The sequence below is a fragment of the Kitasatospora sp. NPDC057936 genome (genome assembly GCF_042887525.1).
Lineage (GTDB): Bacteria > Actinomycetota > Actinomycetes > Streptomycetales > Streptomycetaceae > Kitasatospora.
Window position 1 is genome coordinate 22,380 of record NZ_JBHVPD010000018.1, and the last position, 25,625, is coordinate 48,004.

At 71.5% G+C, this 25,625-nt stretch carries 20 protein-coding genes; 16 read left to right on the forward strand and 4 right to left on the reverse strand.

What is annotated here, in order from left to right; translation table 11 throughout:
- Positions 1 to 62: 62 nt before the first annotated feature.
- The 9 genes from ACFVU9_RS12420 to ACFVU9_RS12460 all read left to right on the forward strand — a co-directional run bounded on the left by ACFVU9_RS12420 (position 63) and on the right by ACFVU9_RS12460 (position 12,106).
- Positions 63 to 3,956, forward strand: coding sequence for a DNA-directed RNA polymerase subunit beta' (locus ACFVU9_RS12420; protein ID WP_380435857.1), 3,894 nt, complete (start codon positions 63 to 65; stop codon positions 3,954 to 3,956).
- Positions 3,957 to 4,138: 182 nt separating this feature from the next.
- Positions 4,139 to 4,816, forward strand: coding sequence for a DUF4097 family beta strand repeat-containing protein (locus ACFVU9_RS12425; RefSeq protein ID WP_380435859.1), 678 nt, complete (start codon positions 4,139 to 4,141; stop codon positions 4,814 to 4,816).
- Between the two features lie 169 nt (positions 4,817 to 4,985).
- A complete protein-coding gene (locus ACFVU9_RS12430) occupies positions 4,986 to 6,122 on the forward strand; it encodes a sensor histidine kinase (RefSeq protein ID WP_387592735.1) in 1,137 nt (378 codons plus the stop codon).
- A complete protein-coding gene (locus ACFVU9_RS12435) occupies positions 6,119 to 6,799 on the forward strand; it encodes a response regulator (protein WP_380435863.1) in 681 nt (226 codons plus the stop codon). The genes ACFVU9_RS12430 and ACFVU9_RS12435 overlap by 4 nt, the downstream gene beginning before the upstream one ends.
- A gap of 131 nt (positions 6,800 to 6,930) precedes the next feature.
- Positions 6,931 to 7,560, forward strand: a complete 630-nt coding sequence (locus ACFVU9_RS12440) for a hypothetical protein (protein ID WP_380435865.1) — start codon at positions 6,931 to 6,933, stop codon at positions 7,558 to 7,560.
- 128 nt (positions 7,561 to 7,688) lie between these two features.
- Positions 7,689 to 8,426 (forward strand): NAD-dependent deacetylase, encoded by a 738-nt coding sequence (locus ACFVU9_RS12445; RefSeq protein WP_380502172.1) that lies wholly within the window; start codon positions 7,689 to 7,691, stop codon positions 8,424 to 8,426.
- A 70-nt stretch (positions 8,427 to 8,496) separates the two neighbouring features.
- Positions 8,497 to 9,711 carry a cytochrome P450 gene (locus ACFVU9_RS12450; RefSeq protein ID WP_387592739.1) on the forward strand — a complete coding sequence of 405 codons (1,215 nt, stop codon included), beginning with the start codon at positions 8,497 to 8,499 and terminating at the stop codon, positions 9,709 to 9,711.
- Between the two features lie 19 nt (positions 9,712 to 9,730).
- Positions 9,731 to 10,729: an ADP-ribosylglycohydrolase family protein gene (locus ACFVU9_RS12455; RefSeq protein ID WP_380435871.1), complete on the forward strand. Its 999-nt coding sequence runs from the start codon at positions 9,731 to 9,733 to the stop codon at positions 10,727 to 10,729.
- Positions 10,730 to 10,828: 99 nt separating this feature from the next.
- A complete protein-coding gene (locus ACFVU9_RS12460) occupies positions 10,829 to 12,106 on the forward strand; it encodes a serpin family protein (protein WP_387592742.1) in 1,278 nt (425 codons plus the stop codon).
- Between the two features lie 15 nt (positions 12,107 to 12,121).
- On the opposite strand, the gene ACFVU9_RS12465 is transcribed toward ACFVU9_RS12460, so the two are convergent.
- From ACFVU9_RS12465 to ACFVU9_RS12480, 4 genes are all read right to left on the reverse strand, one after another.
- Complete coding sequence (locus ACFVU9_RS12465) at positions 12,122 to 13,240, reverse strand: ADP-ribosylglycohydrolase family protein (RefSeq protein ID WP_387592745.1); 1,119 nt, start codon at positions 13,238 to 13,240, stop codon at positions 12,122 to 12,124.
- Positions 13,241 to 13,320: 80 nt separating this feature from the next.
- Complete coding sequence (locus ACFVU9_RS12470; RefSeq protein ID WP_380502164.1) at positions 13,321 to 14,595, reverse strand: DUF2786 domain-containing protein; 1,275 nt, start codon at positions 14,593 to 14,595, stop codon at positions 13,321 to 13,323.
- Between the two features lie 366 nt (positions 14,596 to 14,961).
- Positions 14,962 to 16,578, reverse strand: coding sequence for a transporter (locus tag ACFVU9_RS12475; RefSeq protein WP_387592748.1), 1,617 nt, complete (start codon positions 16,576 to 16,578; stop codon positions 14,962 to 14,964).
- Complete coding sequence (locus tag ACFVU9_RS12480; RefSeq protein WP_387592751.1) at positions 16,575 to 17,438, reverse strand: ABC transporter ATP-binding protein; 864 nt, start codon at positions 17,436 to 17,438, stop codon at positions 16,575 to 16,577. The genes ACFVU9_RS12475 and ACFVU9_RS12480 overlap by 4 nt, the downstream gene beginning before the upstream one ends.
- 225 nt (positions 17,439 to 17,663) lie before the next feature.
- Between ACFVU9_RS12480 and ACFVU9_RS12485 the strand changes: the two genes are divergently transcribed.
- The 7 genes from ACFVU9_RS12485 to ACFVU9_RS12515 all read left to right on the forward strand — a co-directional run bounded on the left by ACFVU9_RS12485 (position 17,664) and on the right by ACFVU9_RS12515 (position 25,582).
- Positions 17,664 to 18,185, forward strand: a complete 522-nt coding sequence (locus tag ACFVU9_RS12485; RefSeq protein WP_380502161.1) for a DUF1707 and DUF4190 domain-containing protein — start codon at positions 17,664 to 17,666, stop codon at positions 18,183 to 18,185.
- A gap of 424 nt (positions 18,186 to 18,609) precedes the next feature.
- On the forward strand, positions 18,610 to 18,981 hold the full coding sequence (gene rpsL, locus ACFVU9_RS12490; protein ID WP_014144289.1) for a 30S ribosomal protein S12: 372 nt from the start codon (positions 18,610 to 18,612) through the stop codon (positions 18,979 to 18,981).
- A 2-nt stretch (positions 18,982 to 18,983) separates the two neighbouring features.
- Positions 18,984 to 19,454, forward strand: coding sequence for a 30S ribosomal protein S7 (gene rpsG / locus ACFVU9_RS12495; RefSeq protein ID WP_148644378.1), 471 nt, complete (start codon positions 18,984 to 18,986; stop codon positions 19,452 to 19,454).
- A gap of 39 nt (positions 19,455 to 19,493) precedes the next feature.
- Positions 19,494 to 21,599 (forward strand): elongation factor G, encoded by a 2,106-nt coding sequence (gene fusA / locus ACFVU9_RS12500; protein WP_380435885.1) that lies wholly within the window; start codon positions 19,494 to 19,496, stop codon positions 21,597 to 21,599.
- Positions 21,600 to 21,835: 236 nt separating this feature from the next.
- Positions 21,836 to 23,029 (forward strand): elongation factor Tu, encoded by a 1,194-nt coding sequence (tuf, locus tag ACFVU9_RS12505; RefSeq protein ID WP_380435887.1) that lies wholly within the window; start codon positions 21,836 to 21,838, stop codon positions 23,027 to 23,029.
- 244 nt (positions 23,030 to 23,273) lie between these two features.
- The gene (locus ACFVU9_RS12510) at positions 23,274 to 24,434 is read left to right on the forward strand and encodes an acyltransferase family protein (RefSeq protein ID WP_380502159.1); all 1,161 of its coding nucleotides are present in this window, start codon (positions 23,274 to 23,276) and stop codon (positions 24,432 to 24,434) included.
- Positions 24,435 to 24,568: 134 nt separating this feature from the next.
- Positions 24,569 to 25,582: a glycosyltransferase family 2 protein gene (locus ACFVU9_RS12515; protein WP_380435891.1), complete on the forward strand. Its 1,014-nt coding sequence runs from the start codon at positions 24,569 to 24,571 to the stop codon at positions 25,580 to 25,582.
- Positions 25,583 to 25,625: the final 43 nt, after the last annotated feature.

A 25,625-nucleotide genomic window follows, 5' to 3' on the forward strand; every position in this document is an offset into this window, starting at 1 on the left:
CCCCAGGCCCCCCTCAGACCACATGAACGACTCTCGACTTACGAAAGAGGGCTTGACGACCAGTGCTTGACGTCAACTTCTTCGACGAGCTCCGCATCGGCCTGGCCACCGCCGACGACATCCGCCAGTGGTCGCACGGCGAGGTCAAGAAGCCGGAGACCATCAACTACCGCACCCTGAAGCCCGAAAAGGACGGACTCTTCTGCGAGAAGATCTTCGGCCCCACCCGGGACTGGGAGTGCTACTGCGGTAAGTACAAGCGCGTCCGCTTCAAGGGCATCATCTGCGAGCGCTGCGGCGTCGAGGTGACCCGCGCCAAGGTGCGCCGCGAGCGGATGGGCCACATCGAGCTGGCCGCCCCGGTCACCCACATCTGGTACTTCAAGGGTGTGCCGTCCCGCCTCGGCTACCTGCTCGACCTGGCGCCGAAGGACCTCGAGAAGGTCATCTACTTCGCCGCCTACATGATCACCTGGGTCGACGACGAGCGCCGTCAGCGCGACCTGCCGTCGCTGGAGGCGCACGTCTCCGTCGAGCGCCAGCAGATCGAGAACCGTCGCGACGCCGACCTCGAAGGCCGCGCCAAGAAGGCCGAGACCGACCTGGCCGAGCTGGAGGCCGAGGGCGCCAAGGCCGACGTGCGCCGCAAGGTGCGCGAGAGCGCCGAGCGCGAGATGAAGCAGCTGCGCGACCGCGCGCAGCGCGAGCTCGACCGCCTCGACGAGGTGTGGGCCCGCTTCAAGAACCTCAAGGTCCAGGACCTCGAGGGCGACGAGCTGCTCTACCGCGAGCTGCGCGACCGCTTCGGCACCTACTTCTCCGGCTCGATGGGCGCGGCGGCCCTCAAGGACCGCCTGGAGACCTTCGACCTGGCGGAGGAGTCCGAGCGCCTGCGCGAGATCATCCGCACCGGCAAGGGCCAGAAGAAGACCCGTGCGCTCAAGCGCCTCAAGGTCGTCTCCGCGTTCCTGCAGACCACCAACAAGCCCAACGGCATGGTGCTGGACTGCGTCCCGGTCATCCCGCCGGACCTGCGTCCGATGGTGCAGCTGGACGGTGGCCGCTTCGCGACCTCCGACCTGAACGACCTGTACCGCCGCGTCATCAACCGCAACAACCGCCTGAAGCGCCTGCTCGACCTCGGTGCCCCCGAGATCATCGTGAACAACGAGAAGCGCATGCTCCAGGAGGCCGTCGACGCGCTGTTCGACAACGGCCGCCGCGGCCGTCCGGTCACCGGTCCGGGCAACCGCCCGCTGAAGTCCCTCAGCGACATGCTGAAGGGCAAGCAGGGTCGTTTCCGCCAGAACCTCCTCGGCAAGCGAGTCGACTACTCGGCCCGTTCGGTCATCGTCGTCGGCCCGCAGCTCAAGCTGCACCAGTGCGGTCTGCCGAAGGCCATGGCGCTGGAGCTCTTCAAGCCGTTCGTGATGAAGCGCCTGGTGGACCTGAACCACGCGCAGAACATCAAGTCGGCCAAGCGCATGGTCGAGCGCGCCCGCCCGGTCGTGTGGGACGTGCTCGAAGAGGTCATCGCCGAGCACCCGGTCCTGCTGAACCGTGCGCCCACCCTGCACCGCCTCGGCATCCAGGCCTTCGAGCCGCAGCTGGTCGAGGGCAAGGCCATCCAGATCCACCCGCTCGTCTGCACCGCGTTCAACGCGGACTTCGACGGTGACCAGATGGCCGTCCACCTGCCGCTCTCCGCGGAGGCGCAGGCCGAGGCCCGCATCCTGATGCTGTCCTCGAACAACATCCTGAAGCCGGCCGACGGTCGCCCCGTCACCATGCCGACCCAGGACATGGTGCTCGGTCTGTTCTTCCTGACCTCGGACCGCGACAACGTGAAGGGCGCCGGCCGCACCTTCTCGTCGACCGCCGAGGCGATCATGGCCTTCGACGCCCGCGAGCTGGACGTCCAGGCCCCGATCGAGCTGCGCCTCGGCGCCGGCACCGTCCCGCCGCGCGGCTGGACCGCCCCGGTGGACGAGGACGGCCAGTCGACCTGGTTCGAGGGCGAGCCCTTCCGCCTGGGCACCACCCTGGGCCGCGCGCTCTTCAACGAGCTGCTGCCCGAGGACTACCCGTTCGTCGACTACGAGGTGGGCAAGAAGCAGCTCTCCGCGATCGTCAACGACCTGGCGGAGCGCTACCCCAAGGTCGTCGTCGCGGCGACCCTGGACAACCTGAAGTCGGCCGGCTTCCACTGGTCGACCCGCTCGGGTGTCACCGTCTCGATCTCCGACGTCGTCGTCCCGCCGAACAAGCCCCAGATCCTGGAGGGCTACGAGGCGAAGGCGGAGAAGGTCCAGCGTCAGTACGAGCGCGGCCTGATCACCAACGACGAGCGCAAGCAGGAGCTCATCGGCATCTGGACCCAGGCGACCAACGAGGTCGCCGAGGCCATGAACGAGAACTTCCCGAAGACGAACCCCATCTTCATGATGGTCGACTCGGGTGCTCGTGGAAACATGATGCAGATGCGCCAGATCGCCGGTATGCGTGGTCTGGTGTCGAACGCCAAGAACGAGACCATCCCGCGACCCATCAAGGCGTCGTTCCGTGAGGGTCTCACCGTGCTGGAGTACTTCATCTCCACCCACGGTGCCCGTAAGGGTCTGGCCGACACCGCCCTCCGTACCGCCGACTCCGGCTACCTCACCCGTCGTCTGGTCGACGTCTCCCAGGACGTCATCATTCGCGAGGAGGACTGCGGCACCGAGCGCGGCCTGAAGCTGTCGATCGGCTCCGTGGGCGCCGACGGCGTGCTGCGCAAGGCCGACGACGTCGAGACCAGCGTCTACGCCCGCATGCTCGCCGAGGACATCACGGTCGACGGCAAGCTCCTCGCCACCGCCAACACCGACCTCGGTGACGTGCTGATGGCCGAGCTGATCCGCCACGGCATCGCCGAGGTCAAGGTCCGCTCGATCCTGACCTGTGAGTCCGCCGTCGGCACCTGTGCCTTCTGCTACGGCCGTTCGCTGGCCACCGGCAAGCTGGTCGACATCGGTGAGGCGGTCGGCATCATCGCCGCCCAGTCCATCGGTGAGCCCGGTACCCAGCTGACCATGCGTACCTTCCACACCGGTGGTGTGGCCGGTGACGACATCACCCAGGGTCTGCCGCGTGTCGTCGAGCTCTTCGAGGCCCGTACCCCCAAGGGTGTGGCCCCGATCTCGGAGGCCACCGGCCGGGCGCGGATCGAGGACACCGAGAAGACCCGCAAGATCGTCATCACGCCGGACGACGGCACCGACGAGATCGCGTACCCGGTGTCCAAGCGCGTGAAGCTGCTCGTCAGCGAGGGCGAGGCGGTCGAGGTCGGCCAGAAGCTGACCATGGGTGCCACCAACCCGCACGACGTCCTGCGCATCATGGGCCAGCGTGCCGTCCAGATCCACCTGGTCGCCGAGGTCCAGAAGGTCTACAACTCGCAGGGCGTGTCGATCCACGACAAGCACATCGAGATCATCATCCGGCAGATGCTCCGCCGCGTGACGATCATCGAGTCGGGCGACGCCGAGCTGCTCCCGGGCGAGCTCGTCGAGCGCGGCCGCTTCGAGACCGAGAACCGTCGTGTGGTCTCCGAGGGCGGTCACCCCGCCTCCGGCCGTCCGCAGCTGATGGGTATCACCAAGGCCTCGCTGGCCACCGAGTCCTGGCTGTCGGCCGCCTCCTTCCAGGAGACGACCCGGGTCCTCACCGACGCGGCGATCCACGCCAAGTCGGACCCGCTGCTGGGCCTCAAGGAGAACGTCATCCTCGGTAAGCTCATCCCGGCCGGTACGGGTCTGCCCCGCTACCGCAACATCCGGGTCGAGCCGACCGAGGAGGCCAAGGCCGCCATGTACTCGGCCGTCGGCTACGACGACTACGACCTGTCGCCCTTCGGCGCCGGCTCCGGCCAGGCGGTTCCGCTGGACGACTACGACTACGGCCCGTACACCGGCTGAGTCGAGCAGCACTGATCGCAGGGCGGTCACCCCTCACGGGGTGGCCGCCCTGCGGCGTTTCCGGGCCCGGATCCCCCGTGCGGGGGAGTGGTGAGGACCGCTCCGGGGAGGGAGGCGGGGGAGGGGGCCGCTGCGCGAGTCTTCTCGGTGTCGGGATGACGGGCTTGCGAAGGGGGCCGGGAATGAAGCGGGTACTGGGTGCGGTGGCGATCACGGGGGCCGTGCTGTTCGGGATGTCGGCGTGCCTGCCGTTCGGGGGCGGCGACGACGAGCACCGCACGGTGAGCTACGGCGTCACGGACGGCGTCCGGGAGCTGGTGGTCGAGGGGCACACCGGCGGGGTCGTCGTCACGGGCGGCGGCACCGCGGTCCAGGTGACCGAGAAGCAGAACTACAAGGGGGACGCGCCGCGCACCACGCACGAGGTGAAGGACGGCGTGCTGCGGCTGACGTACGACTGCGACGCGTGCGGCGTCGGGTACGACGTGCAGGTGCCGGCCGGGACGAAGGTCACCGTCAGGGAGACGACCGGCGGGGTGCGCCTGGTCGGGCTGGCCGCCGAGGTCGATGCGTCGGTGGACAACGGGGGCGTCGAGGCGACCGGGCTGACCTCGCCGCAGGTGCGGCTGAGCGCCACCAACGGCGGGGTGCGGGCGGACTTCGCGGCGGCCCCGACGAAGGTCGAGGCCAAGGTGTCGACCGGCGGCGTGCGGCTGAAGGTGCCGGCCGGCGCGGAGTACGCGGTGGACGCGCAGGCGGGGGTCGGCGGGGTGGACCTCGGCATCCCGTCGAAGGCGGGGGCGGCGCGCAGCATCACCGCGCGGGCCGGGACCGGTGGTGTGACGGTTTCCGGTGTCTGACCGGGCGGTCGTGGCCGGCCCCGTGCGTCCGGCCGCCCGGGCCGTCCCGGAAGTCCTGCCGGTAGGGCATGATCTTCTCCGCGGGGGCGGCGTCCCCGGGTACGGGGGAGGTACGACGGTGGAGCGCGCTGCGCGCTGGCGGGGCTGGACGGCCGGGCGGAGTCCGTATGTGCTGGACACAATGCTGGCGCTGGTCTCGGCGGCGGTCTCGGTGTGGTCGGTCTACAACGACGACGTGGCGTGGCCCTGGTGGGTCTACCTGGTCGCGGTCTCGACCGCGCTGCCGCTGCCGTGGCGGCGCCGGTTCACGCTGACCTCGCTGGCGGCGGTCAGCGCGGCGTCGGTGGTGCTGTCGCTGGTCGCGCACTCGGCGAACCCGCAGCTGCCGCTGTACGCGGTGATCGGCATCTACACGGTGGCCGAGCGCTCCTCGGAGCGGCAGCGCTGGACGGTCTTCGCGGTCGTGGTGCTCGCCAACGTGCTGGGCACCCACTCGCCGAACGGCATGCTGTTCAGCCTGCTCACGTCGGTCGGCTCGTTCGTCTTCGGCTCGCTGGTGCGCGCCCAGCGGCAGCTGGCCCGGGTGGAGGCGGCGCGGGCCCGCGAGGCGGGCGAGCGGACGGCCAGCGAGGCGGCCAGGGCGGTGGCCGAGGAGCGGGCCCGGATCGCGCGGGAGATGCACGACATCCTGGCGCACGCCGTGTCGCTGATGGTGATCCAGGCCGAGGCCGGGCCGCTGGTGGTGCACAGCAAGCCGGAGCGGGCGATCCGCGCGTTCGACACGATCGCCGATTCCGGCCGCGACGCGATGGTCCAACTGCGGCGCGTGCTGGGAGTGTTGAAGGAGGACGGGGCGAGCCCCGAGCTGGCCCCGCAGCCGCGGCTGGCCGAACTGGCCGACGTCGCCGAGCGGGTGCGCCGGGCCGGCCTGCGGGTGGAGCTCGACCTCGCGGACGGGCTGGGCGCGGTGCCCGCCGACGTCGAGGCGGCGGCGTACCGGATCGTGCAGGAGGCGCTGACCAACACCGTCAAGCACTCCGGTGCCGACCTGGCCGCGATCCGGGTGCGCCGGGCCGGCGAGGCGCTGGAGGTCGTGGTGTCCGACAACGGCCGCGGCGTGCCGCTCGCCGCCGACCGTGCGGTGGGCGGCTGGTCCGGCGGGCGCGGGCTGGTCGGCATCCGGGAGCGGGCCGCCGCCTGCGGTGGGCGGGCCGAGGCCGGTCCGGGCCCGGCCGGCGAGGGCTTCCTGGTGACTGCCCGGCTGCCGTTGGGGCCGGCCGGGGTGGTGGAGAGGGTGGGCGGATGACGCCGATACGGGTGGTCGTCGCGGACGACCAGGAGCTGGTGCGGGCCGGGTTCGGGATGATCCTGGACGCCCAGCCGGACATCGAGGTGGTGGCCGAGGCGTGCGACGGCGCCGAGGCCGTCGAGGCCGTGCGCGAGCACGGCCCCGACGTGCTGCTGCTGGACGTCCGCATGCCGGTGATGGACGGGCTGGAGGCGGCCCGGCGGGTGTGCGCGGAGTTCCCGGCCACCAAGGTGATCATGCTGACCACCTTCGACATCGACGACTACGTCTTCGACGCGCTGTACGCGGGCGCGAGCGGCTTCCTGCTGAAGGACGTCCGCCGGGACGACCTGGCGCACGGCGTGCGGATGGTCGCCTCGGGGGAGGCGCTGCTCGCGCCCTCGGTGACGAAGCGGCTGATCGGCGAGTTCGCGGCACGCCGCCCGGGGACGGCGGAGCGGGCCGTCCGTCCGCCGTCCAAGCTGCTGGAGCAGCTGACCCTGCGCGAGCAGGAGACGCTGCGGCTGCTGGCGCGCGGGCTGTCCAATGCGGAGATCGCGGCGGAGCTGGTGGTCAGCGAGCACACCGTGAAGACGCACGTCAGCAACGTGCTGAGCAAGCTGGGGCTGCGCGACCGGGTGCACGCGGTGGTGTTCGCGTACGAGTCCGGCGCGGTGGTGGCCGGGGAGGACTAGGTGTGTCCCGGGCCCTCCCCCGCGCGGGGGAGGCGGGCAGTTCGCCGGTGCGGGCGATCCGCGACGAGGGCCCCGGCCGACAGGATCTGTGGTGTCGGAGAACGGATCACGGACACCACGGGAGAACGCAGATGAACGCCGCTCGGACCACCAGCACCCGCAGCACCCGCCTCACCGCCTACGCCGTCGTCGGGGCCCCGGCCCTGATGGCGCTGTACGGCGGCATCCGCCTCGTCCCCGGCTCCCGCGAGCCGGGCCTCGGCTGGACGACCGGACACGCGCTCATGTTCGCCGGGCTGCTGCTGTTCGCGCCGGTCTTCCTGGGGCTGCGCCGGCTGATAGCCCCGCGCGGCACGCCGGCCGGGCGGCTCGCGGCGGGCACCGTGCTGGGGGTGGCGCTCACGGGGCTGGTGGCCTCGGTGGTCCAGATCGGGATCGACCTGTACGTCGGCCTGGCATCGGCGACCAAGGACGAGCAGTCGCGGATGTTCGAGCGGATCCAGGCCGTCCCCGGCGTGCTCGAGGCCGTGTACAAGGTCGGCCCGCTGCTGTTCTACGTCGGCCTGCTGGCCCTGCTGGTCGCCGCCTCGGTGGGCGCGGCCCGGACGCTGCGCTGGTGGAGCCCGGTCCTCATGGTGGCCGGGACGCTCGCGTCGATGGTCGACCTGGCGTTCATCCCGTTGGCCGCCGCCTGCTACCTGATCGCGCTGGCCCCGCTGGCGCGCCTCGGCGCCGCACCGCGCACGGCAGCCCTGGCCTAGGGCGTGCCCTGGCGTCGCGGCACCCGGGCTGATCCGAAAGACACGCCATGGCTCGTCCGGACTCCCGGCGGCGGGGGCGCGAGGATTTTCGGTGGCCGCCGGCGGGCCCGTCCCCGTACGGTCCGGGTATGACCAAGCGTCCACTGATCGCCGTGCTCACCGGCGCGGGCATTTCGACCGACTCCGGCATCCCCGACTACCGCGGCCCGAACGGGCTCTGGCAGCGCGACCCGTCGGCCCAGAAGCTGGTCACCCTCGGCCCGTACCTGGCCGACCCCGAGGTGCGCCGCCGGGCCTGGCTGATGCGCCGGGACGCCGGCGCGCTGGCCGCCGAGCCGAACGCCGGGCACCGCGCGCTGGTCGACCTGGAGCGCTCCGGGCTGCCCGTGCGGGTGCTGACCCAGAACGTCGACGGCCTGCAGCAGCGAGCCGGCCTGCCGGCCCGCAAGGTGCTCGAACTGCACGGCACCGCACGGGAGGTGCAGTGCGCGCGCTGCCGGGTGGTCGGCGACATGGCCGAGGCGCTGGCCCGGGTCGAGGCGGGCGAGCCGGACCCGGACTGCCGGGAGTGCGGCGGGATCCTGCGCCCGCGGACGGTGATGTTCGGGGAGGCGCTGGACCCGGTGGTGCTCCAGCAGGCCGACGCGATCGCCAAGGCCTGCGACCTCTTCGTCGCGGTCGGCACCAGCCTCCAGGTCTACCCGGTGGCCTCGCTGCCGCAGATCGCGCTGGAGGGCGGCGCCCGCCTGGTCGTCGTGAACGGCGAGCCGACGCCGTTCGACGAGGCCGCGGACGAGGTGATCAGGGAGCCGATCTCCACGGCCCTCCCGGCGCTGGTGCGGAAGTTGCTCGCCGAGCACTCTTAAGGTCGGACGAACCGCCTGCATACGATGATCCTTCCGGCTGGCCCCCCTCTAGGCCTGGAGTGATCGACCGATGACGACGACGGCGAAGTTCGACCCCTGGTCGGCGGCGTTCGTGGCCCACCCGTACGACGCGTACGCCGAACTGCGCGAGCACGCGCCGGTGACGTACTACGAGCCGACGAAGCAGTGGCTCGTCTCGCGCCACGAGGACGTCAGCGCGCTCCTGCGCGACCGGCGCCTCGGGCGCACGTACACCCACCGCTTCAGCCACGAGGAGTTCGGCCGGCCCGCGCCCGACCCGGCGCACGAGCCGTTCCACACCCTCAACGACCACGGGCTGCTCGACCTGGAGGCGCCCGACCACACCCGGATCCGCCGGCTGGTCTCCAAGGCCTTCACCCCGCGCATGGTCGAGGGCCTGCGCCCGACCGTCCGGCGCCTCGCCGGGGAGCTCGTGGACGGACTGCTGGCTGACGGTGGCGGCGACCTCGTCGCCGCCGTCGCCGAGCCGCTGCCGGTCGCCGTCATCGCCGAGATGCTGGGCGTCCCGGAGGCCGACCGGCACCTGCTGCGGCCCTGGTCCGCCGACATCACCGGGATGTTCGAGCTCAACCCCACCGAGGAGGCGGCCCGCCGGGCCGTCACCGCGAGCATCGAGTTCTCCGACTACCTGCGCGCCCTGATCCGCGAGCGCCGCGCCGCCCCCGGCACCGACCTGATCGGCGCGCTCGTCCAGGCCCAGGAGGGCACCGACGCGCTCAGCGAGCAGGAGATGATCTCCACCTGCGTGCTGCTGCTCAACGCCGGCCACGAGGCCACCGTCAACACCACCGGCAACGGCTGGTGGGCGCTGTTCCGCAACCCCGGCGAACTCGCCCGGCTGCGCGGCGACGTGGACGGCCTGCTGCCCACCGCGGTCGAGGAACTGATGCGCTGGGACACCCCGCTGCAGATGTTCGAGCGCTGGGTGCTGGAGGACATCGAGGTCCGCGGCGTCACCGTCCCGCGCGGCTCCGAGATCGCCCTGCTCTTCGGCTCCGCCAACCGCGACCCGGAGCGCTTCGCCGACCCCGACCGGCTCGACCTCGGCCGCACCGACAACCCGCACGTCACCTTCGGCGCCGGAATCCACTTTTGTCTCGGCGCCCCGCTCGCCAGACTGGAGCTCACCGAGTCGTACGGCGCGCTGCTGCGCCGGGCGCTGGGCCTGCGGCTCGTCCGCGAGCCCGAGTGGCGCCCGGGCTACGTGATCCGGGGGCTGGAAGAGCTGTTGGTCGAGATGTGACGGAAGAGGGGGAGCGGCCGTGGGCAAGGCGACGGGCACGCTGCTGGGTCTGGCGATCGGGGACGCGATCGGCCGGGTGACGGAGTTCAAGACGGTCGAGGCGATCGCGAACGACTGGCCCGACTGGCGGCAACTGCCGCTGCCGACGAAGGCGTTGATCACCGACGACACCCAGATGACGCTCGCCCTCGCCCGCGGCCTGCGCACCGCCCTCGCCCGCGGGCCGTTGACGCCCCTGCGGCTGGAGCGGCCCGTCCGCGAGGAGTTCGTCGACTGGTGGCGCTCACCGGACAACAACCGCGCCCCCGGCATGACCTGCCTGCGCGCCTGCGAGCGGCTCAGCCACGAGAAGTTCCGCTGGCAGCAGGCGAGCGACGTCGGATCCAAGGGCTGCGGCGCCAACATGCGGGTCGCCCCGATCGGCCTGATCCGCGAGCTCGACGCCCGGCAGCACTCCGGCGCCGCGCAGCTGCAGTCCGCGCTCACCCACGGCCACCCGACCGCGCTCGCCGCGAGCGACCTCACCGCGTACGCCGTCCGCAAGCTCGCCGAGGGCGTGCCGCCGGCCGGCCTGACCGCGGTGCTGCGGGCCTACGCGCTCGCCCGGCGCGACCGGTACGACGACTTCTGGCTCGGCGACCTCGCCGACCGCTGGCTCGGCGGCTCCCCGCAGTCCGTCATCGCCCGCGGCTGGGACGACTGCCTGAAGTCGCTCGACCAGGTCGACGCCGCCCTCGCCGCGCCCGACGTCGAGGCCGACCCGTGCCTGGCCACCGGCGAGGGCTGGATCGCCGAGGAGGCCTTCGCCACCGGCCTGCTCTGCTTCCTGCTGCTGCCGGACGACCCGGTGGCCGCCGTCCGCCGCGCCGCCTACTCCAGCGGCGACTCCGACTCCCTCGCCTGCCTGACCGGCGCCTTCGCCGGCGCCCACCACGGTGAGACGGCCTGGCCGGCCGACTGGGTCGAGCGGATCGAGCACCGCGACGAGCTCCTGGAGTTCGGCGCGCTCTGGGACTGAGCCGGACGGCGGGAACCGGTGGGCGGGCGGGCGCGTCGAAGGGCCATGACGTACCGCAGCCCTCACGGAACCCGCCGTAGCCCCCGTCGCCCGGCGGCGGTGCTCCTCGCCGCCGCGCTCGCCGCCCCGCTGGTCGCGGGCTGCGGCAGCACCGGTGCCGCCACGCCCGCCGCGCCGCCGGTGCTCCGGGTGTCGGCGTCCGGCACCGGTCCCGCGGTCGATCCGGCACAGGTGACCGCCACCGCCGCCGGCACCGGCGCCCTCGGCCTGGACCTCCTCCACGCCCTCACCGCCACTCCGGACGGCGCCGGCCGCAACGTCGTGCTCTCGCCGTCCGGCCTGGCCACCCTGCTCGCGATGCTGGTGCCCGGTGCCCGCGGCACCACCGCCGACGAGCTCACCAAGGCCCTGCACACGAGCCTCACCCCGCAGCAGTACGCCCTCGCCACCGGCGCACTCGACCGCCCGGTCCAGGGCGGCGACGACGTCACGCTGCGCCGGTCCGACGACCTCTGGACCCAGCAGGGCTACCCCGTGCAGCCCGACTACCTGCAGACCCTGGCCGACGCCTTCGACACCGGGGTGCACCCCGCCGACTTCCGCAAGGATCCGGAGGGCGCCCGCAAGGCCGTCAACGCGGCCGTGGAGAAGGCCACCGACGGACGGATCAAGGACCTCTTCGCGCAGGGCCAGGTCACCGCCCAGACCCGGCTGGTCCTCACCGACGCGCTCTACCTGAAGGCGAAGTGGGCCTCCCCGTTCAAGCCGGCGCACACCGCCGACCGCCCGTTCCACAAGCTCGACGGCTCCGCCCCGAACGTGAGCACGATGGCCCAGAGCGGCAGCCTCAAGTACGCCGAGGGCTCCGGCGGGATCGTCGGCGAGCCCTGGCAGGCCGTCGAACTCCCGTACGCCGGAGGCGGGTTGGCGATGGACGTGATCGTCCCCGCGCAGGGCGGCTTCGCCGCCTTCACCAAGGGGCTCGACCAGGCCCAGCTCGACCGCATCCTCGGCGGCCTCGCCGCCAGGCCCGTCGACCTGGAGCTCCCGCGCTTCCACTTCGACACGTCCAACGAGCTCACCCCCGCCCTGCGCGCGCTCGGCGTCAGCACGGCCTTCGGCGACAAGGCCGACTTCGGCGGCATCTCCAAGGAGCCGCTCGCCGTCGGCCCGGTGGTGCAGAAGGCCACCATCGAGGTCGACGAGGAGGGCACGGTCGCGGCGGCCGGCAGCGGTGCCGGGATGGCCGGAGCGGCGGCGCCGGCCATGCACCCCGCCGAGCTGCACGTCGACCGGCCGTTCCTGTTCCTGATCCGGGACACCGCCGGCGGGGGGCCGCTCTTCCTCGGACAGGTCACCGACCCGGCGGCCGGGTAGGCCGCCGGAAGCGGCTCACCAGGCCGGGTAGCGCCCGCCGAGCGCCGGGTGGGACGGATCGCGGCTGCCGAACAGCACCAGCAGGTCGTCCGCGACCCGCAGCAGCTCCGCCCGGCCCTCGACGGCCCCCGCCCACTCGGGCGGCAGGGCCGCGGCGCCGTACGCGGCACCCGTGAGGTTGCCGCAGACGGCGCCGGTGGAGTCGCTGTCCCCGGAGTGGTTCACCGACAGCAGCAGCGCGGTGCGCACCGGGTCGGGGTCCAGGGTCGCGGCCAGCAACGAGTACACCGCGATGGCCAGGCACTCCTCGGCGATCCAGCCGAGCCCGACCCGCTCCACCGCCTCCGCCGACGGCTCCGACTCCTGCGCCACCCGCACGGCCCGGGCCAGCGCCTGCACCGTCTCCTTCGAAGCCGGCAGCTCGCGGATCTGGTCGACGGTCTCGCCGACCGCCGCCCACGGCTCGGTGCCGTTTACGAGCCGCTCGACGAGCGCCGCGAACGCGCCCGCCGCGAGGTAGCCGGTGGGGTGCCCGTGGGTCAGCTGGGCGCACTGCACGGCCAGCCCGAACGCCTGGTCCGCGCCCAGCCTGGCCAGCCCGAACGGCGCTGAGCGCATCACCGTGCCGCAGCCCTTGGAGCCCGGGTTGACCGGTCCCGGCTGCCCGATCCGGGCCGGCGGCTCGAACACCGGGTGCTCGGACACCCCGCTCAGGCAGGCGTTGCCCGGCGCCCGCCGGGCGTACAGGAACGGCTGCCGCAGCAGCCAGCCGTCGTACGGGCGGGGGAGCGGCGCGGCGTCCGGCGCGGGCTGGTACTGGGTCAGCAGCCAGCGCCGGTAGGCGCCGTGGACGGCCTCCGGCACCGATCCGCCGCCGCCCGACCAGCCGCGGACGAAGCCGCGGATCAGGCCCTCGGCGGTGAACAGCGTCATCTGGGTGTCGTCGGTGACCTCGACCGTCCCGGGGCGCGCCGCGGGCGGCGGCCCGGTCACGCCGTCCGGCCCGTGCTGGTCCCGGATCTGGTGCAGCTGCTGGAACTCCACCGGCCAGCCCAGCGCGTCGCCGATCGCGCCGCCGAGCAGCGTTCCGCGCACGCGGTCGCGGTAGCCCGCGTCGGCCGCCGAATCCGTCACGTCGATCCCCCTTGTGTTCGTGGCGGACTACGTTCTATCAGGTCACCCCGGCCGTCGGGTCACCCGGCGCGAACGGCCCGCTACCGGCGGATCTCCCCGGCGCGCCCGTGCAGGGCGGCCCGGTCCGCGGCGGCCCGGCCGGCCGCCCAGCCCTCGCCGTCGCTCACCCGCACGCGCTGCGACACCAGCTTCGGGAACAGCCGGCCGACCTCGTCGTCCACCGCCTCGGAGCGGGCGGCGAGGGCGGGCAACAGTCGCTCGTCCGGCAGCAGTTGCTCCTCGGTGCCGTCCTCGCGCAGGTGCCGTCCGGCGGCCGCGGCGCTGGTCGTCCGCTCGGTGGCGGCGGTCAGCCGCTCGCGGATCCGCGCCGCGTACGCGACCAGGAACGACTGCCGGAACGCCTTGGTGCGCGAGTCCCGGCCCGCGCCGGCCTTGTTGAGCGCGTGCGTGGCCTGCACCAGCAGCGAGGTGTACAGCAGCTCGACGCCGTCCAGGTCGCCGTCGAAGCCGACCACCGTGCAGAAGCCGAACTCCTTGGCCCACACCACCCGGCACCGGTTCGCCGCCGCGACCGCGTCCAGCAGCATCGTCTTCGGGCCCTCGTACGGGTTGTCCACGCCGATCCGCAGCGCCGCCGGGGCGTCGCGGTCCGCGCCGGCGGCGGCCAGCAGCGCCTCGTCGATGCTGTGCTGGGCCATCAGCTGCTGGGCCTTGGCGGTCAGCGCCTCGGCCTCCTCCGGGTACTCGGTGGACTCGGCCTTCGCGAGCAGCGCCCGGATGCGCGCCAGCATCCTCGGCTCGCCCGGCACCGGCCCGGCCGCGCCGCGCGCGGGTGCGGAACCGGGGGCGGGCCCGACCGGGGCGATCGGGGGCAGCCGGCCCCAGGTGCGGATCAGCTCCAGGGCGGCGGTGGCGAGCGCGAAGCGGTCCAGCCGGTGGCGCTGGGCGAAGGCGGTCAGGTAGCCGTCGTCGCCGGGCCACCACACCTCGGTCTCCAGCTCGCGCAGCTGCTCCTGCCAGCGCCGGTCCAGCGCGGCCGCCGGGTGGCGGCGGCCCTCGGCGGCGATCAGGTCCACGGCGAGCGCGAGGTGGACGGGCTTCAGCTCGCGCCGGACCACCCGCACCAGGTCGGCCGGGCGCCACCCCGCCGACCAGCACCGCCCGACGGCGGTGTCCGCGTACCCGAGCACCGCCCGGCTCACCGCCGGCCACTGCCCGGCCGACGCGGCCAGCAGCGACGCGCCCGTGTCCAGCGCGAGGTCCAGCAACTCGTCCGGGGCCGTCAGCACCGACCGCACCGCCTGCTCCAGCAGCGGTCCGGCGTCCCCGCCGCCCTGCTGCGCCCGCTTGCCCACGGTGTGTCCCTGCTCTCGTCGACGGCCGGTTTCCTCCAGCCATGATGCCGGAGCGCCGGGCGTCGCCGGGGGGGGCGGCCGAGGGGGCGGTGGGGGAACGGGCGGTCGAGCGCTGCCGGGGGGCGGTACGTGGGGGCGCGGGGGTGGGGGACGGGCAGGGCCGGAGCGCCGGGCGTCGCCGGGGGCGGCCGAGGGGCGGTGGGGGAACGGGCGGTCGAGTGCTGCCGGGGGGGCGGTACGTGGGGGCGCGGGGGGTGGGGGACGGGCACGGCCGGAGCGCCGGGCCGTGCCGACGAGCCGGACGGCCCGCCGGACGAGTGAGCGCCCGGCCCCCGTCGTCGGGGGACCGGGCGCTCACGGCACCGCTCAGCGCTCTATGGCCTTGGCCAGGATCTCCGGGGTGCGCTCCAGCAGGCGGGCGCCCGCCATGCGGACGCCGAGGTACGCGATCAGTCCGCCGTAGACCGGCCCGACCGCCAGCAGCGGCCAGGTGGGCCGGTCGGCGGCGAGGGCCCAGCCCAGGTAGCCGGCCACGGGCAGCGCCAGCAGCGCGACGCCGAGCATCGACCCGAACTGGTTGAGCAGCACCAGCCCGCTCTGCCCGGGTGCGGCGTTGCGCATCGGGTTGCTGTCCGCGGGCATCGTGTACGGCGCGAGCACGCTCAGCATCGAGCCGACCGCGATGCCGCAGCCCAGCAGCGCGAGGGCGAGGCCGAGCGCGGACGGCAGGTGCGCCCAGTCCCCGGTGACGACCGTCAGCACCACGGCGAGCACCAGCGTCACCGGCACCGCGTACGACAGCACCGCGTACGCCCGTCCGCGCAGCTCGTCGCGGGCGTCGGCCGGGGTGCGCAGGGTCGCGGCGATCATCCAGAACGCCGAGCCGTCCATGCCGAACAGGTTGAGCATCTGCAGCCCGAGGAACATCCCGGTCGCCGCCAGCAGGTAGACGCTCGACCAGCCCTGGACCACCGACAGCACGCAGATCACCAGCGTCATGCCGATGCTGGTGAACACCGCCGCCTTGGCCCGCGGCTCGCGCCAGGCGTACCGCAGGTGGCGCTGCATCACCGCGCCGGTCCGGCCGGCCGGCAGGAAGCCCCAGCCGCGCGAGCTCTGCACCCCGCGGGCCACCTCCAGGGTCGAGGAGTCCGCGGTGACCATCAGCTCCTGGAGGCTCCGCCGCCACCAGCGCAGCAGCAGGGCGAGCAGCGCACCGGCCAGCGCCAGCTGGAGCAGCGCGAGCGCGTACCGGCCCTCGCCGGCCGTCCGGCCCGCGTCCATCGCACCGATCGGCGGGATCCAGCGCAGCACGGCGGCGATCGGCCGCAGCGGGCCGAGGTCGAGGTGTCCGTTGGCGTCGGGGCGGCCGAAGGTGCTCTGCCAGCCGACGTTGGCGCCCTGGACGAGCAGGGCGAACAGCAGTCCGCCGAAGATCGCGAAGTCCTTGCCGCGCCGGCTGGACAGCATCCGGGCGTTGCCGGCCGCGACCGCCCGGGAGAGCGTGACCAGGCAGAGCACGGCGAGCGGCACGCCGATCAGGTCGGCCGCCGCCGAGGCGCCGCCGTTCGCGCCGGACAGCGCCGCACCGGTGACGAGCACCAGGCTGACCAGTGGTCCCGGCCCGATCAGGCTGGCCAGCAGCGAGCCGCGCAGCAGCGGTCCGGGCCGCAGCGGCAGCATGGTGAGCCGGGTCGGGTCGGCGCTCTCGTCGCTGGAGAACAGGAACAGCGGGATGGCGGCCCAGCCGAGGGTGAGCACGCCGAGCAGCATCACGCCGGCGTCCCCGGAGCCGGCCACCCGGCCGTTGAGCACCGCCAGGGCGAGGGCGATCCCGGTGGCGAAGAGCAGGCCGAACACCGCTCCGACGATGTACACCCCGGCCCGGCCCCGGCTGCGCTTCAGCCCGTTGCGCAGCAGCCGCAGCTTGAGCGCCACGAGCGCGCGGACGACCGTCCCCCCGTCGGGGACGGCCGTTGTCACTGTTCGCCCCCGGCGTTCCCGCCGCCGAGCCAGCCGAGCGCCTGCCCGTCGTCCTCGCGGACGCCGATCAGGTCGAGGAAGGCCTCGTGCAGGCTGCGCCCGCCGCGGACGGCGTCCAGCGGCCCGTGGGCGATGACCCGGCCGGCGTTGACGACGGCGACCCAGTCGCAGAGCTGCTCGACGAGCTCCATGACGTGGCTGGAGAAGACCACCGTCGAGCCGGCGGCCGCGTACCGCTTGAGCACGCCGCGGATGGTCTGCGCGGAGACCGGGTCGACGCCCTCGAAGGGTTCGTCGAGGAACAGCACGTCGGGGTTGTGCAGCAGCGCGGCGGCGAGGCCGATCTTCTTGCGCATGCCGGTGGAGTAGTCGGCGACGAGCTTGTCGGCGTCGGCGGCGAGGTCCAGGACGGCCAGCAGCTCCTCGGCCCGGCGGTCCACCTCGGCGCCGGGCAGGCCGCGCAGCCGCCCGTTGTACTGCAGCAGCTCGCGCCCGCTGAGCCGCTCGAACATCCGCAGGCCCTCGGGCAGGATGCCGATCCGCGCCTTGACGGCGACCGGGTCGGCCCAGACGTCGCCGCCGTGCACGAGGACGGCGCCCTGGTCGGGCCGGAGCAGGCCGGTGACCATGGAGAGCGTCGTGGTCTTGCCCGCGCCGTTCGGGCCGACCAGTCCGACGAACGCGCCGGCCGGCAGCTCCAGGCTGAGCCCGGCGACGGCGGCCTGGGTGCCGAAGTGCTTACAGAGCCCCTGGATGCTCACCGCGGAGGCGGCGGGAGCGGCGGACGGGGTGACGGCGGAGGCGGCGGACGGGGTGGCGGGTCCGGGTGCTCCGGACGGCGGAGGCGCTGACGCCTGCATGGTTGCCTTCTCTGGTCGACGGGTCGTGCGGATCCAGCCTGTCACTCGCCGAACGGGCTGTCGTCCGAGTTGAGGATGACCTGAGTTTGTCCCCCGAACGGGTGAGGCACACCGGCTCCGGCAATCCCCTGCCGTGAACCGGCAACTACTCGGCCGCCCCGTTCGTCCGGCACTATGAGGACCAGTTGGGCGCGCGGCGCGCGCCGGGGTGTCGGGAGGCGACGGATGGCTGTGCAGCCCTGGGGTGAGCCTTCGCCGCAGTCCGGGATGAGGGCGGCGCACGCGGACCGCGACCGCACGATCGACGTGCTGAAGGCGGCGTACGCCGAGGGCCGGCTGTCGCTGGAGGAGTACGAGCAGCGCCACGAGGCGGCGGCCCACGCGCAGACCTACGGCCAGCTGTCGGTGCTGGTCGCCGACCTGCCGTCCGGGCCGGTGGTGCCGCCGGCGGCGTTCGACGGGCGCCCGGTGCCGCAGACGTTCCAGCCGTACCCGCCGCCGATGCCGTACCCGCCGTACCAGGTGCGCTCCACCAACGGCCTGGCCGTCACGTCGATGGTGCTCGGCCTGTCCGGGCTGTCGCTGCCCGCGGTGATCACCGGCCACATCGCCCGCTCGCAGATCAGGCAGCGCAACCAGGACGGGGACTGGGCGGCGGTCATCGGGCTGGTGGTCGGCTACCTGGGCTCCGCGTTCTGGGCCCTGATGTTCCTGGGGGTCGTCCTGGCGGCGGGGGGCCGGGGCTGAGCGCCGGAGGGCGCCGCCGTGCCGGGCGCCGAGTGGCGTACGCCACTCCGGTGTGGTAGAGCGGCAGGAGGGCGGCTCGTCACCGGGCTGCCGTTCGCGGGACACCCCCGCGACACCCGGCCGACAGCCGCGACCTGCGGCGTTGCATTTGTTTTGACCGCGCCCCATGCGCTAGGTACGCTCTGACCTTGTGCCTGGGGTGTCCCCGGGTCCTTGTGCGTGCATGCACACCGGCCGCCGCGCCGAGCCGGAGCGCCCTCCAGCGCTCCGCGCGTAGAGCGCCGTCGCTGTACATCAGCCATGGGATTCCGTGTCGTAACAAGCCCAACACACCCGACCGCGTGGGTCGACCACGGGGTCGTGTGCGAGGGAGACACCGCAGGTTAGTTCCACCAAGCCTTGGCACACAGAAAACGGAGAAACGGTGCCTACGATCCAGCAGCTGGTCCGAAAGGGCCGGCAGGACAAGGTCGAGAAGAACAAGACTCCCGCGCTGAAGGGTTCCCCGCAGCGCCGTGGGGTCTGCACGCGTGTGTACACGACCACCCCGAAGAAGCCGAACTCGGCGCTTCGTAAGGTCGCCCGTGTGCGCCTCACCAGCGGGATCGAGGTCACCGCTTACATCCCGGGCGAGGGCCACAACCTGCAGGAGCACTCCATCGTGCTGGTGCGCGGTGGTCGTGTGAAGGACCTTCCTGGTGTCCGCTACAAGATCATCCGCGGTTCGCTCGACACCCAGGGTGTCAAGAACCGCAAGCAGGCTCGCAGCCGCTACGGCGCCAAGAAGGAGAAGTAAGAATGCCTCGTAAGGGCCCCGCCCCGAAGCGCCCGGTCATCATCGACCCGGTTTACGGCTCCCCGGTCGTCACCCAGCTGGTCAACAAGATCCTGCTGCACGGCAAGCGCTCCACCGCCGAGCGGATCGTCTACGGCGCCCTCGAGGGCGTCCGTGAGAAGACCGGCTCGGACCCGGTCGTCGCGCTGAAGCGCGCGCTGGAGAACGTCAAGCCGGCCCTCGAGGTCAAGTCCCGCCGTGTCGGTGGCGCGACCTACCAGGTTCCGGTCGAGGTCCGTCCGGGCCGCGCCAGCACCCTGGCGCTGCGCTGGATGGTCGGTTACTCCCGCGCCCGTCGCGAGAAGACCATGACCGAGCGCCTGATGAACGAGATCCTCGACGCCAGCAACGGCCTGGGCGCTTCCGTGAAGCGTCGCGAGGACACCCACAAGATGGCCGAGTCCAACAAGGCCTTCGCGCACTACCGCTGGTAGTCCGTACCCCGTCACTAGACAGAGAGAGAACGAGCCACCATGGCTGCAACCTCCCTTGACCTCGCCAGGGTCCGCAACATCGGGATCATGGCGCACATCGACGCGGGCAAGACCACCACCACCGAGCGGATCCTGTTCTACACCGGTGTCTCGTACAAGATCGGTGAGGTCCACGATGGCGCTGCCACCATGGACTGGATGGAGCAGGAGCAGGAGCGCGGCATCACGATCACGTCGGCCGCGACGACCTGTCACTGGACGGTCGACGACGTCGACAACACCATCAACATCATCGACACCCCGGGTCACGTCGACTTCACCGTCGAGGTGGAGCGTTCGCTGCGCGTCCTCGACGGTGCCGTGACGGTGTTCGACGGTGTCGCCGGTGTCGAGCCCCAGTCCGAGACCGTGTGGCGGCAGGCTGACCGCTACGGCGTCCCGCGCATCTGCTTCATCAACAAGCTGGACCGCACGGGCGCGAACTTCTTCTTCTGCGTCGACACCATCGTGGAGCGCCTCAGCGCCACCCCGCTGGTCATGCAGCTCCCGATCGGTGCCGAGGCGGACTTCAAGGGCGTTGTCGACCTTGTCCGCATGAAGGCGCTGGTCTGGTCGGCCGAGGCCGCCAAGGGCGAGATGTACGACATCGTCGACATCCCGGCCGAGCTGCAGGAGCAGGCGGACGAGTACCGCGAGACGCTGATCGACACCGTCTCCAACGTCAGCGACGAGATCATGGAGCTCGCCCTCGAGGGCGAGGAGATCCCGGTCGAGCTGCTGCAGGCCGCGATCCGCAAGGGCACCCTGAACTCGGACTTCACCCCGATCTTCTGTGGCACCGCCTTCAAGAACAAGGGCGTTCAGCCCCTGCTCGACGCGGTCGTCAAGTACCTGCCGTCGCCGCTGGACATCGAGTCCGTCGAGGGCACCAAGCCCAACGACCCGGACACCAAGATCTCCCGCAAGGCGTCGGACGACGAGCCGCTGGCCGCGCTGGCGTTCAAGATCATGTCCGACCCGCACCTGGGCAAGCTCACCTTCGTCCGGATCTACTCCGGCCGCCTGGAGTCCGGCACCTCGGTGCTGAACGCCGTCAAGGGCAAGAAGGAGCGCATCGGCAAGATCTACCGCATGCACGCGAACAAGCGTGAGGAGATCGAGTCGGTGGGCGCCGGCGACATCGTCGCCGTCATGGGCCTGAAGCAGACCACCACCGGTGAGACGCTGTCCGACGAGAAGCACCCGGTCATCCTGGAGTCCATGGACTTCCCGGCCCCGGTCATCCGCGTCGCGATCGAGCCCAAGTCCAAGGGTGACCAGGAGAAGCTGGGTGTCGCCATCCAGCGTCTCGCCGAGGAGGACCCGTCCTTCCAGGTCAACACGGACGAGGAGACCGGCCAGACCATCATCGCGGGCATGGGCGAGCTGCACCTCGAGGTGCTGGTCGACCGCATGAAGCGTGAGTTCAAGGTCGAGGCCAACGTCGGCAAGCCGCAGGTCGCCTACCGCGAGACGATCCGTTCGGCCGTCGAGCGCATCGACTACACGCACAAGAAGCAGACCGGTGGTTCGGGCCAGTTCGCGAAGATCCAGATCGCGATCGAGCCGCTCGAGCAGGCCGAGGGCTACGAGTTCGTGAACAAGGTCACCGGTGGCCGCGTGCCGAAGGAGTACATCCCTTCGGTCGACGCCGGTTGCCAGGAGGCCATGGAGTTCGGTGTGCTCGCCGGCTACCCGCTCCAGGGTGTCCGCGTCACGCTGCTCGACGGTGCGTCGCACGACGTCGACTCCTCCGAGCTCGCGTTCAAGATCGCCGGTTCGATGGCCTTCAAGGAAGGCGCCAGGAAGGCCAAGCCGGTCCTTCTTGAGCCGATGATGGCCGTCGAGGTCACCACGCCCGAGGACTACATGGGCGACGTGATCGGTGACATCAACTCTCGCCGTGGCCAGATCCGGTCCATGGACGAGCGTCACGGTGCCCGCGTCGTCACGGCGCTGGTGCCGCTCTCCGAGATGTTCGGCTACGTCGGTGATCTGCGCAGCAAGACCTCTGGTCGCGCGAGCTACTCGATGCAGTTCGACTCGTACGCCGAGGTTCCGAAGAACGTGGCGGACGACATCATCGCCAAGGCCAAGGGCGAGTAAGGACCGGCGCGAGCCGATCCCTTACCCGAGGAGGCAGTTCGTCCCGACATTCGGGACGATTGCCACCCCTTAGGCTATTAGGAGGCGACCCGGGAGGATCCGGACGGATTCTCCCGGGCCCCTCCGGCCCCCACCCGCGGGACGGTACGAGGTGTCCTCGGGCATCCCGCACCCAACCCGATAAAAGACCAACTGACGTCAGCACGGCGTACAGGAACTGTCCTCAGGAGGACTCAGTGGCGAAGGCGAAGTTCGAGCGGACGAAGCCCCACGTCAACATCGGCACCATCGGTCACATCGACCACGGTAAGACCACGCTGACCGCGGCCATCACCAAGGTGCTGCACGACGCGTACCCGGACATCAACCCCTTCACGCCGTTCGACCAGATCGACAAGGCCCCGGAGGAGCGTCAGCGCGGTATCACCATCTCGATCGCGCACGTCGAGTACCAGACCGAGGCGCGTCACTACGCCCACGTCGACTGCCCGGGTCACGCTGACTACATCAAGAACATGATCACCGGTGCCGCCCAGATGGACGGCGCCATCCTGGTGGTCGCCGCCACCGACGGCCCGATGCCGCAGACCAAGGAGCACGTCCTCCTGGCCCGCCAGGTCGGCGTCCCCTACATCGTCGTCGCCCTGAACAAGGCCGACATGGTGGACGACGAGGAGATCCTGGAGCTCGTCGAGCTCGAGGTCCGTGAGCTCCTCTCCGAGTACGAGTTCCCGGGCGACGACCTGCCGGTCGTCCGCGTCTCCGCGCTGAAGGCGCTGGAGGGCGACAAGGAGTGGGGCGAGAAGCTCCTCGGCCTGATGCACGCCGTGGACGAGGCCATCCCGACCCCGGCCCGCGCCGTGGACCAGCCGTTCCTGATGCCGATCGAGGACGTCTTCACGATCACCGGTCGTGGCACCGTCGTCACCGGCCGCATCGAGCGCGGCATCCTCAAGGTCAACGAGACTGTCGACATCATCGGCATCAAGGAGACCAAGACCACCACCACGGTCACCGGCATCGAGATGTTCCGCAAGCTGCTCGACGAGGGCCAGGCCGGTGAGAACGTCGGTCTGCTGCTCCGCGGCATCAAGCGCGAGGACGTCGAGCGCGGCCAGGTCATCATCAAGCCGGGTTCGGTTACCCCGCACACCGACTTCGAGGCCCAGGCCTACATCCTGTCGAAGGACGAGGGTGGCCGCCACACCCCGTTCTTCAACAACTACCGCCCGCAGTTCTACTTCCGCACCACCGACGTGACCGGCGTCGTGACCCTCCCCGAGGGCACCGAGATGGTCATGCCGGGCGACAACACCGGCATGACGGTCGCGCTGATCCAGCCGATCGCCATGGAGGAGGGCCTGAAGTTCGCCATCCGTGAGGGTGGCCGCACCGTCGGCGCCGGCCAGGTCACCAAGATCATCAAGTAATTGATGTTCTGACCTGCCTGCCTCGTACAGGCCAGTCCGAAGGGCCCCGCACACTCCAGGGTGTGCGGGGCCCTTCGGCGTGTCGGCTGGCATCCGGGGCACCGGTGTGGGTGGGGGCTTTCCACGCCGGATAGACTGGGGCACCCGCAGCCGTCGCCAGAGCGAGGCTGACCGTGGCTCTCTTCGCCCCACTCGCCGAAAGCGCTCCGGAATGACCTCTGCTCCGCTTCTGACGAAGCCCTCGTTGCTCCGGCGCCGTGCCTCGGCCCGGACCGGCGAATCCGGCACCCTCAAGCCGAAGCGCCCCCGCCTCTACGCGCTGGACGGCATGCGGCTGTTCGCCGCCCTCAGCGTGATGTCCTTCCACTGGACGGCCTACGTGGGCATCGCGGGCGTCTGGCAGGGGGTGACCCCCAAGCAGGCGCTGCCACTGGTGAACCGCATGGCGGCGTACGGCTGGCTCGGCGTCGAGCTGTTCTTCGTGATCAGCGGCTTCGTGATCTGCATGAGCTGCTGGGGGAAGCGACCGGGCGAGTTCTTCGTCTCCCGGGTGGTCCGGCTCTACCCGGCCTACTGGGCCGGCATCGCGCTGACCAGCCTGGTGGTGCTCAACTTCAAGCACTTCGCCCGGCTCGGTGCCGCGGACGGGCTCAACCTGACCACGATCCTCGGCAACCTGACGATGCTGCAGACCCCGCTCGGGATGCGGCACGTCGACGGCGTGTACTGGACCCTCTGGGTCGAGATGCGGTTCTACCTGCTGTTCGCCATCGTCGTGGCGACCGGCCTCACCTACCGCAAGGTGGTGGCGTTCTGCGGGATCTGGACCATCTTCGCGGTCCTCGCCCCGCAGGCCGGGATACCGCTGCTGACCACGATGGCCATGCCGAACGAGTCGCCGTTCTTCATCGCCGGTGTCGGCATGTTCCTCATGTACAAGTTCGGGTCGAACCTGCTGCTCTGGGGCATCGTCGGCTTCTCCTGGATCCTCGCGCTGACCAGGCTGAACTCCATCAAGGACATGTACGTCAACGTCCTCGGCCACCCGCTCTCCTGGAACGTCATGGCGGCCGCGGTCACGCTGGCGTTCCTGCTGGTCCTGGGCGCGGCACTGGGCTGGTTCGACTGGGTGCAGTGGAAGTGGCTGACCGTCGCGGGCGCGCTGACCTACCCGCTGTACCTGATCCACCAGGAGGTCGGCTGGACGCTGATCCACTTCCTCCTCACCCGGGGCCTCGGCGTCAAGGCGGCCCTGCTCGCGGCGCTGGCCACGGTCCTGGTCACCGCCTGGCTGATCCACCGGCTGGTCGAGAAGCCGCTGTCGAAGGTCCTCAAGAAGGCCCTGGACCGGTCCATGGCGACCCTGCGCCAGGTCTCGGACGAACCTGCCCCCCGCCGCCCCTGAACGGTGGGCTCCTCGATGAATGCTCCGCCCAAGAAGCATTCATCGAGAGGTAAAAACCTGCTGCTAGCCTGGCCGTCACCAGGGCCCCGGCACTGATCGAACATCCCCATTCACAAGGAAACAGGCGACAACTGATGTTCACCGCAGCTGTATCGGCAGAGCCGGAGGCCACCAGGCCGGCGCCGCTGTTGTCGGTCGTCATGCCGATCTACAACGAGCAGGAGGCGCTGCCCCTGACCGTTGAGCGGCTGCGTCCGATCCTCGACGACCTCGGCATCAGCTACGAGGTCGTCGGCATCGACGACGGCAGTACCGACGCGACCCCGGCGCTCATGCAGAAGATCCACCAGGACTGGCCGGAGTTCCGCATCGTCCGCTTCGCGCGCAACTCCGGGCACCAGGCGGCACTGACCGCGGGCATCCACCGCGCCTTCGGCGACTACGTCGTGTCGATCGACGCCGACCTGCAGGACCCGCCGGAGAAGATCCCCGAGATGCTCTCGCTCGCGCGCGAGCAGAACCTCGACATCGTCTACGGCGTGCGCGGCGACCGCGGCACCGACACCGTGTTCAAGCGGCGCACGGCCGGCGCCTACTACTGGCTGATGCGCAAGCTCGTCGGCAAGAAGATGCCCAACCAGGCCGGTGACTTCCGCCTGCTCAGCCGGGCCGCCGTCGAGGCCCTGAAGGCGCTGCCCGAGCACCAGCCGGTCTACCGCCTGCTCGTGCCGTGGCTGGGCTTCCCGAGCGGCGAGGTCGTCTACGTGCGCGAGGAGCGGGTCGCCGGCAGCACCCACTACCCGCTGTCGAAGATGCTCCGCCTGGCCATCGACAGCATCACCAACTTCTCGGCCGCCCCGCTGCGGCTCGCCACCTGGCTCGGCGTGCTGAGCTTCGTGCTCTGCTTCGGCCTCGGCGTCTACACCACCGTCGCGTACGCGCTCGGCAAGACCGTGCCCGGCTGGTCCTCACTGTTCATCGGGATGCTCTTCCTCGGCGCCGTCCAGCTGATCTGCATGGGTCTGCTCGGCGAGTACGTCGGCCGGATCTACTCGGCGGCCCAGGCGCGACCGGCCTACTTCGTGGGCTACGACTCGGCCGACGGCCGCAGCGCGAAGCCGGCGAAGGTCTCCGAGTTCGTGGCGTGAGCGCGAGTCCGGTCCCGCCCGGACCGGACTCCGCCACCGACCG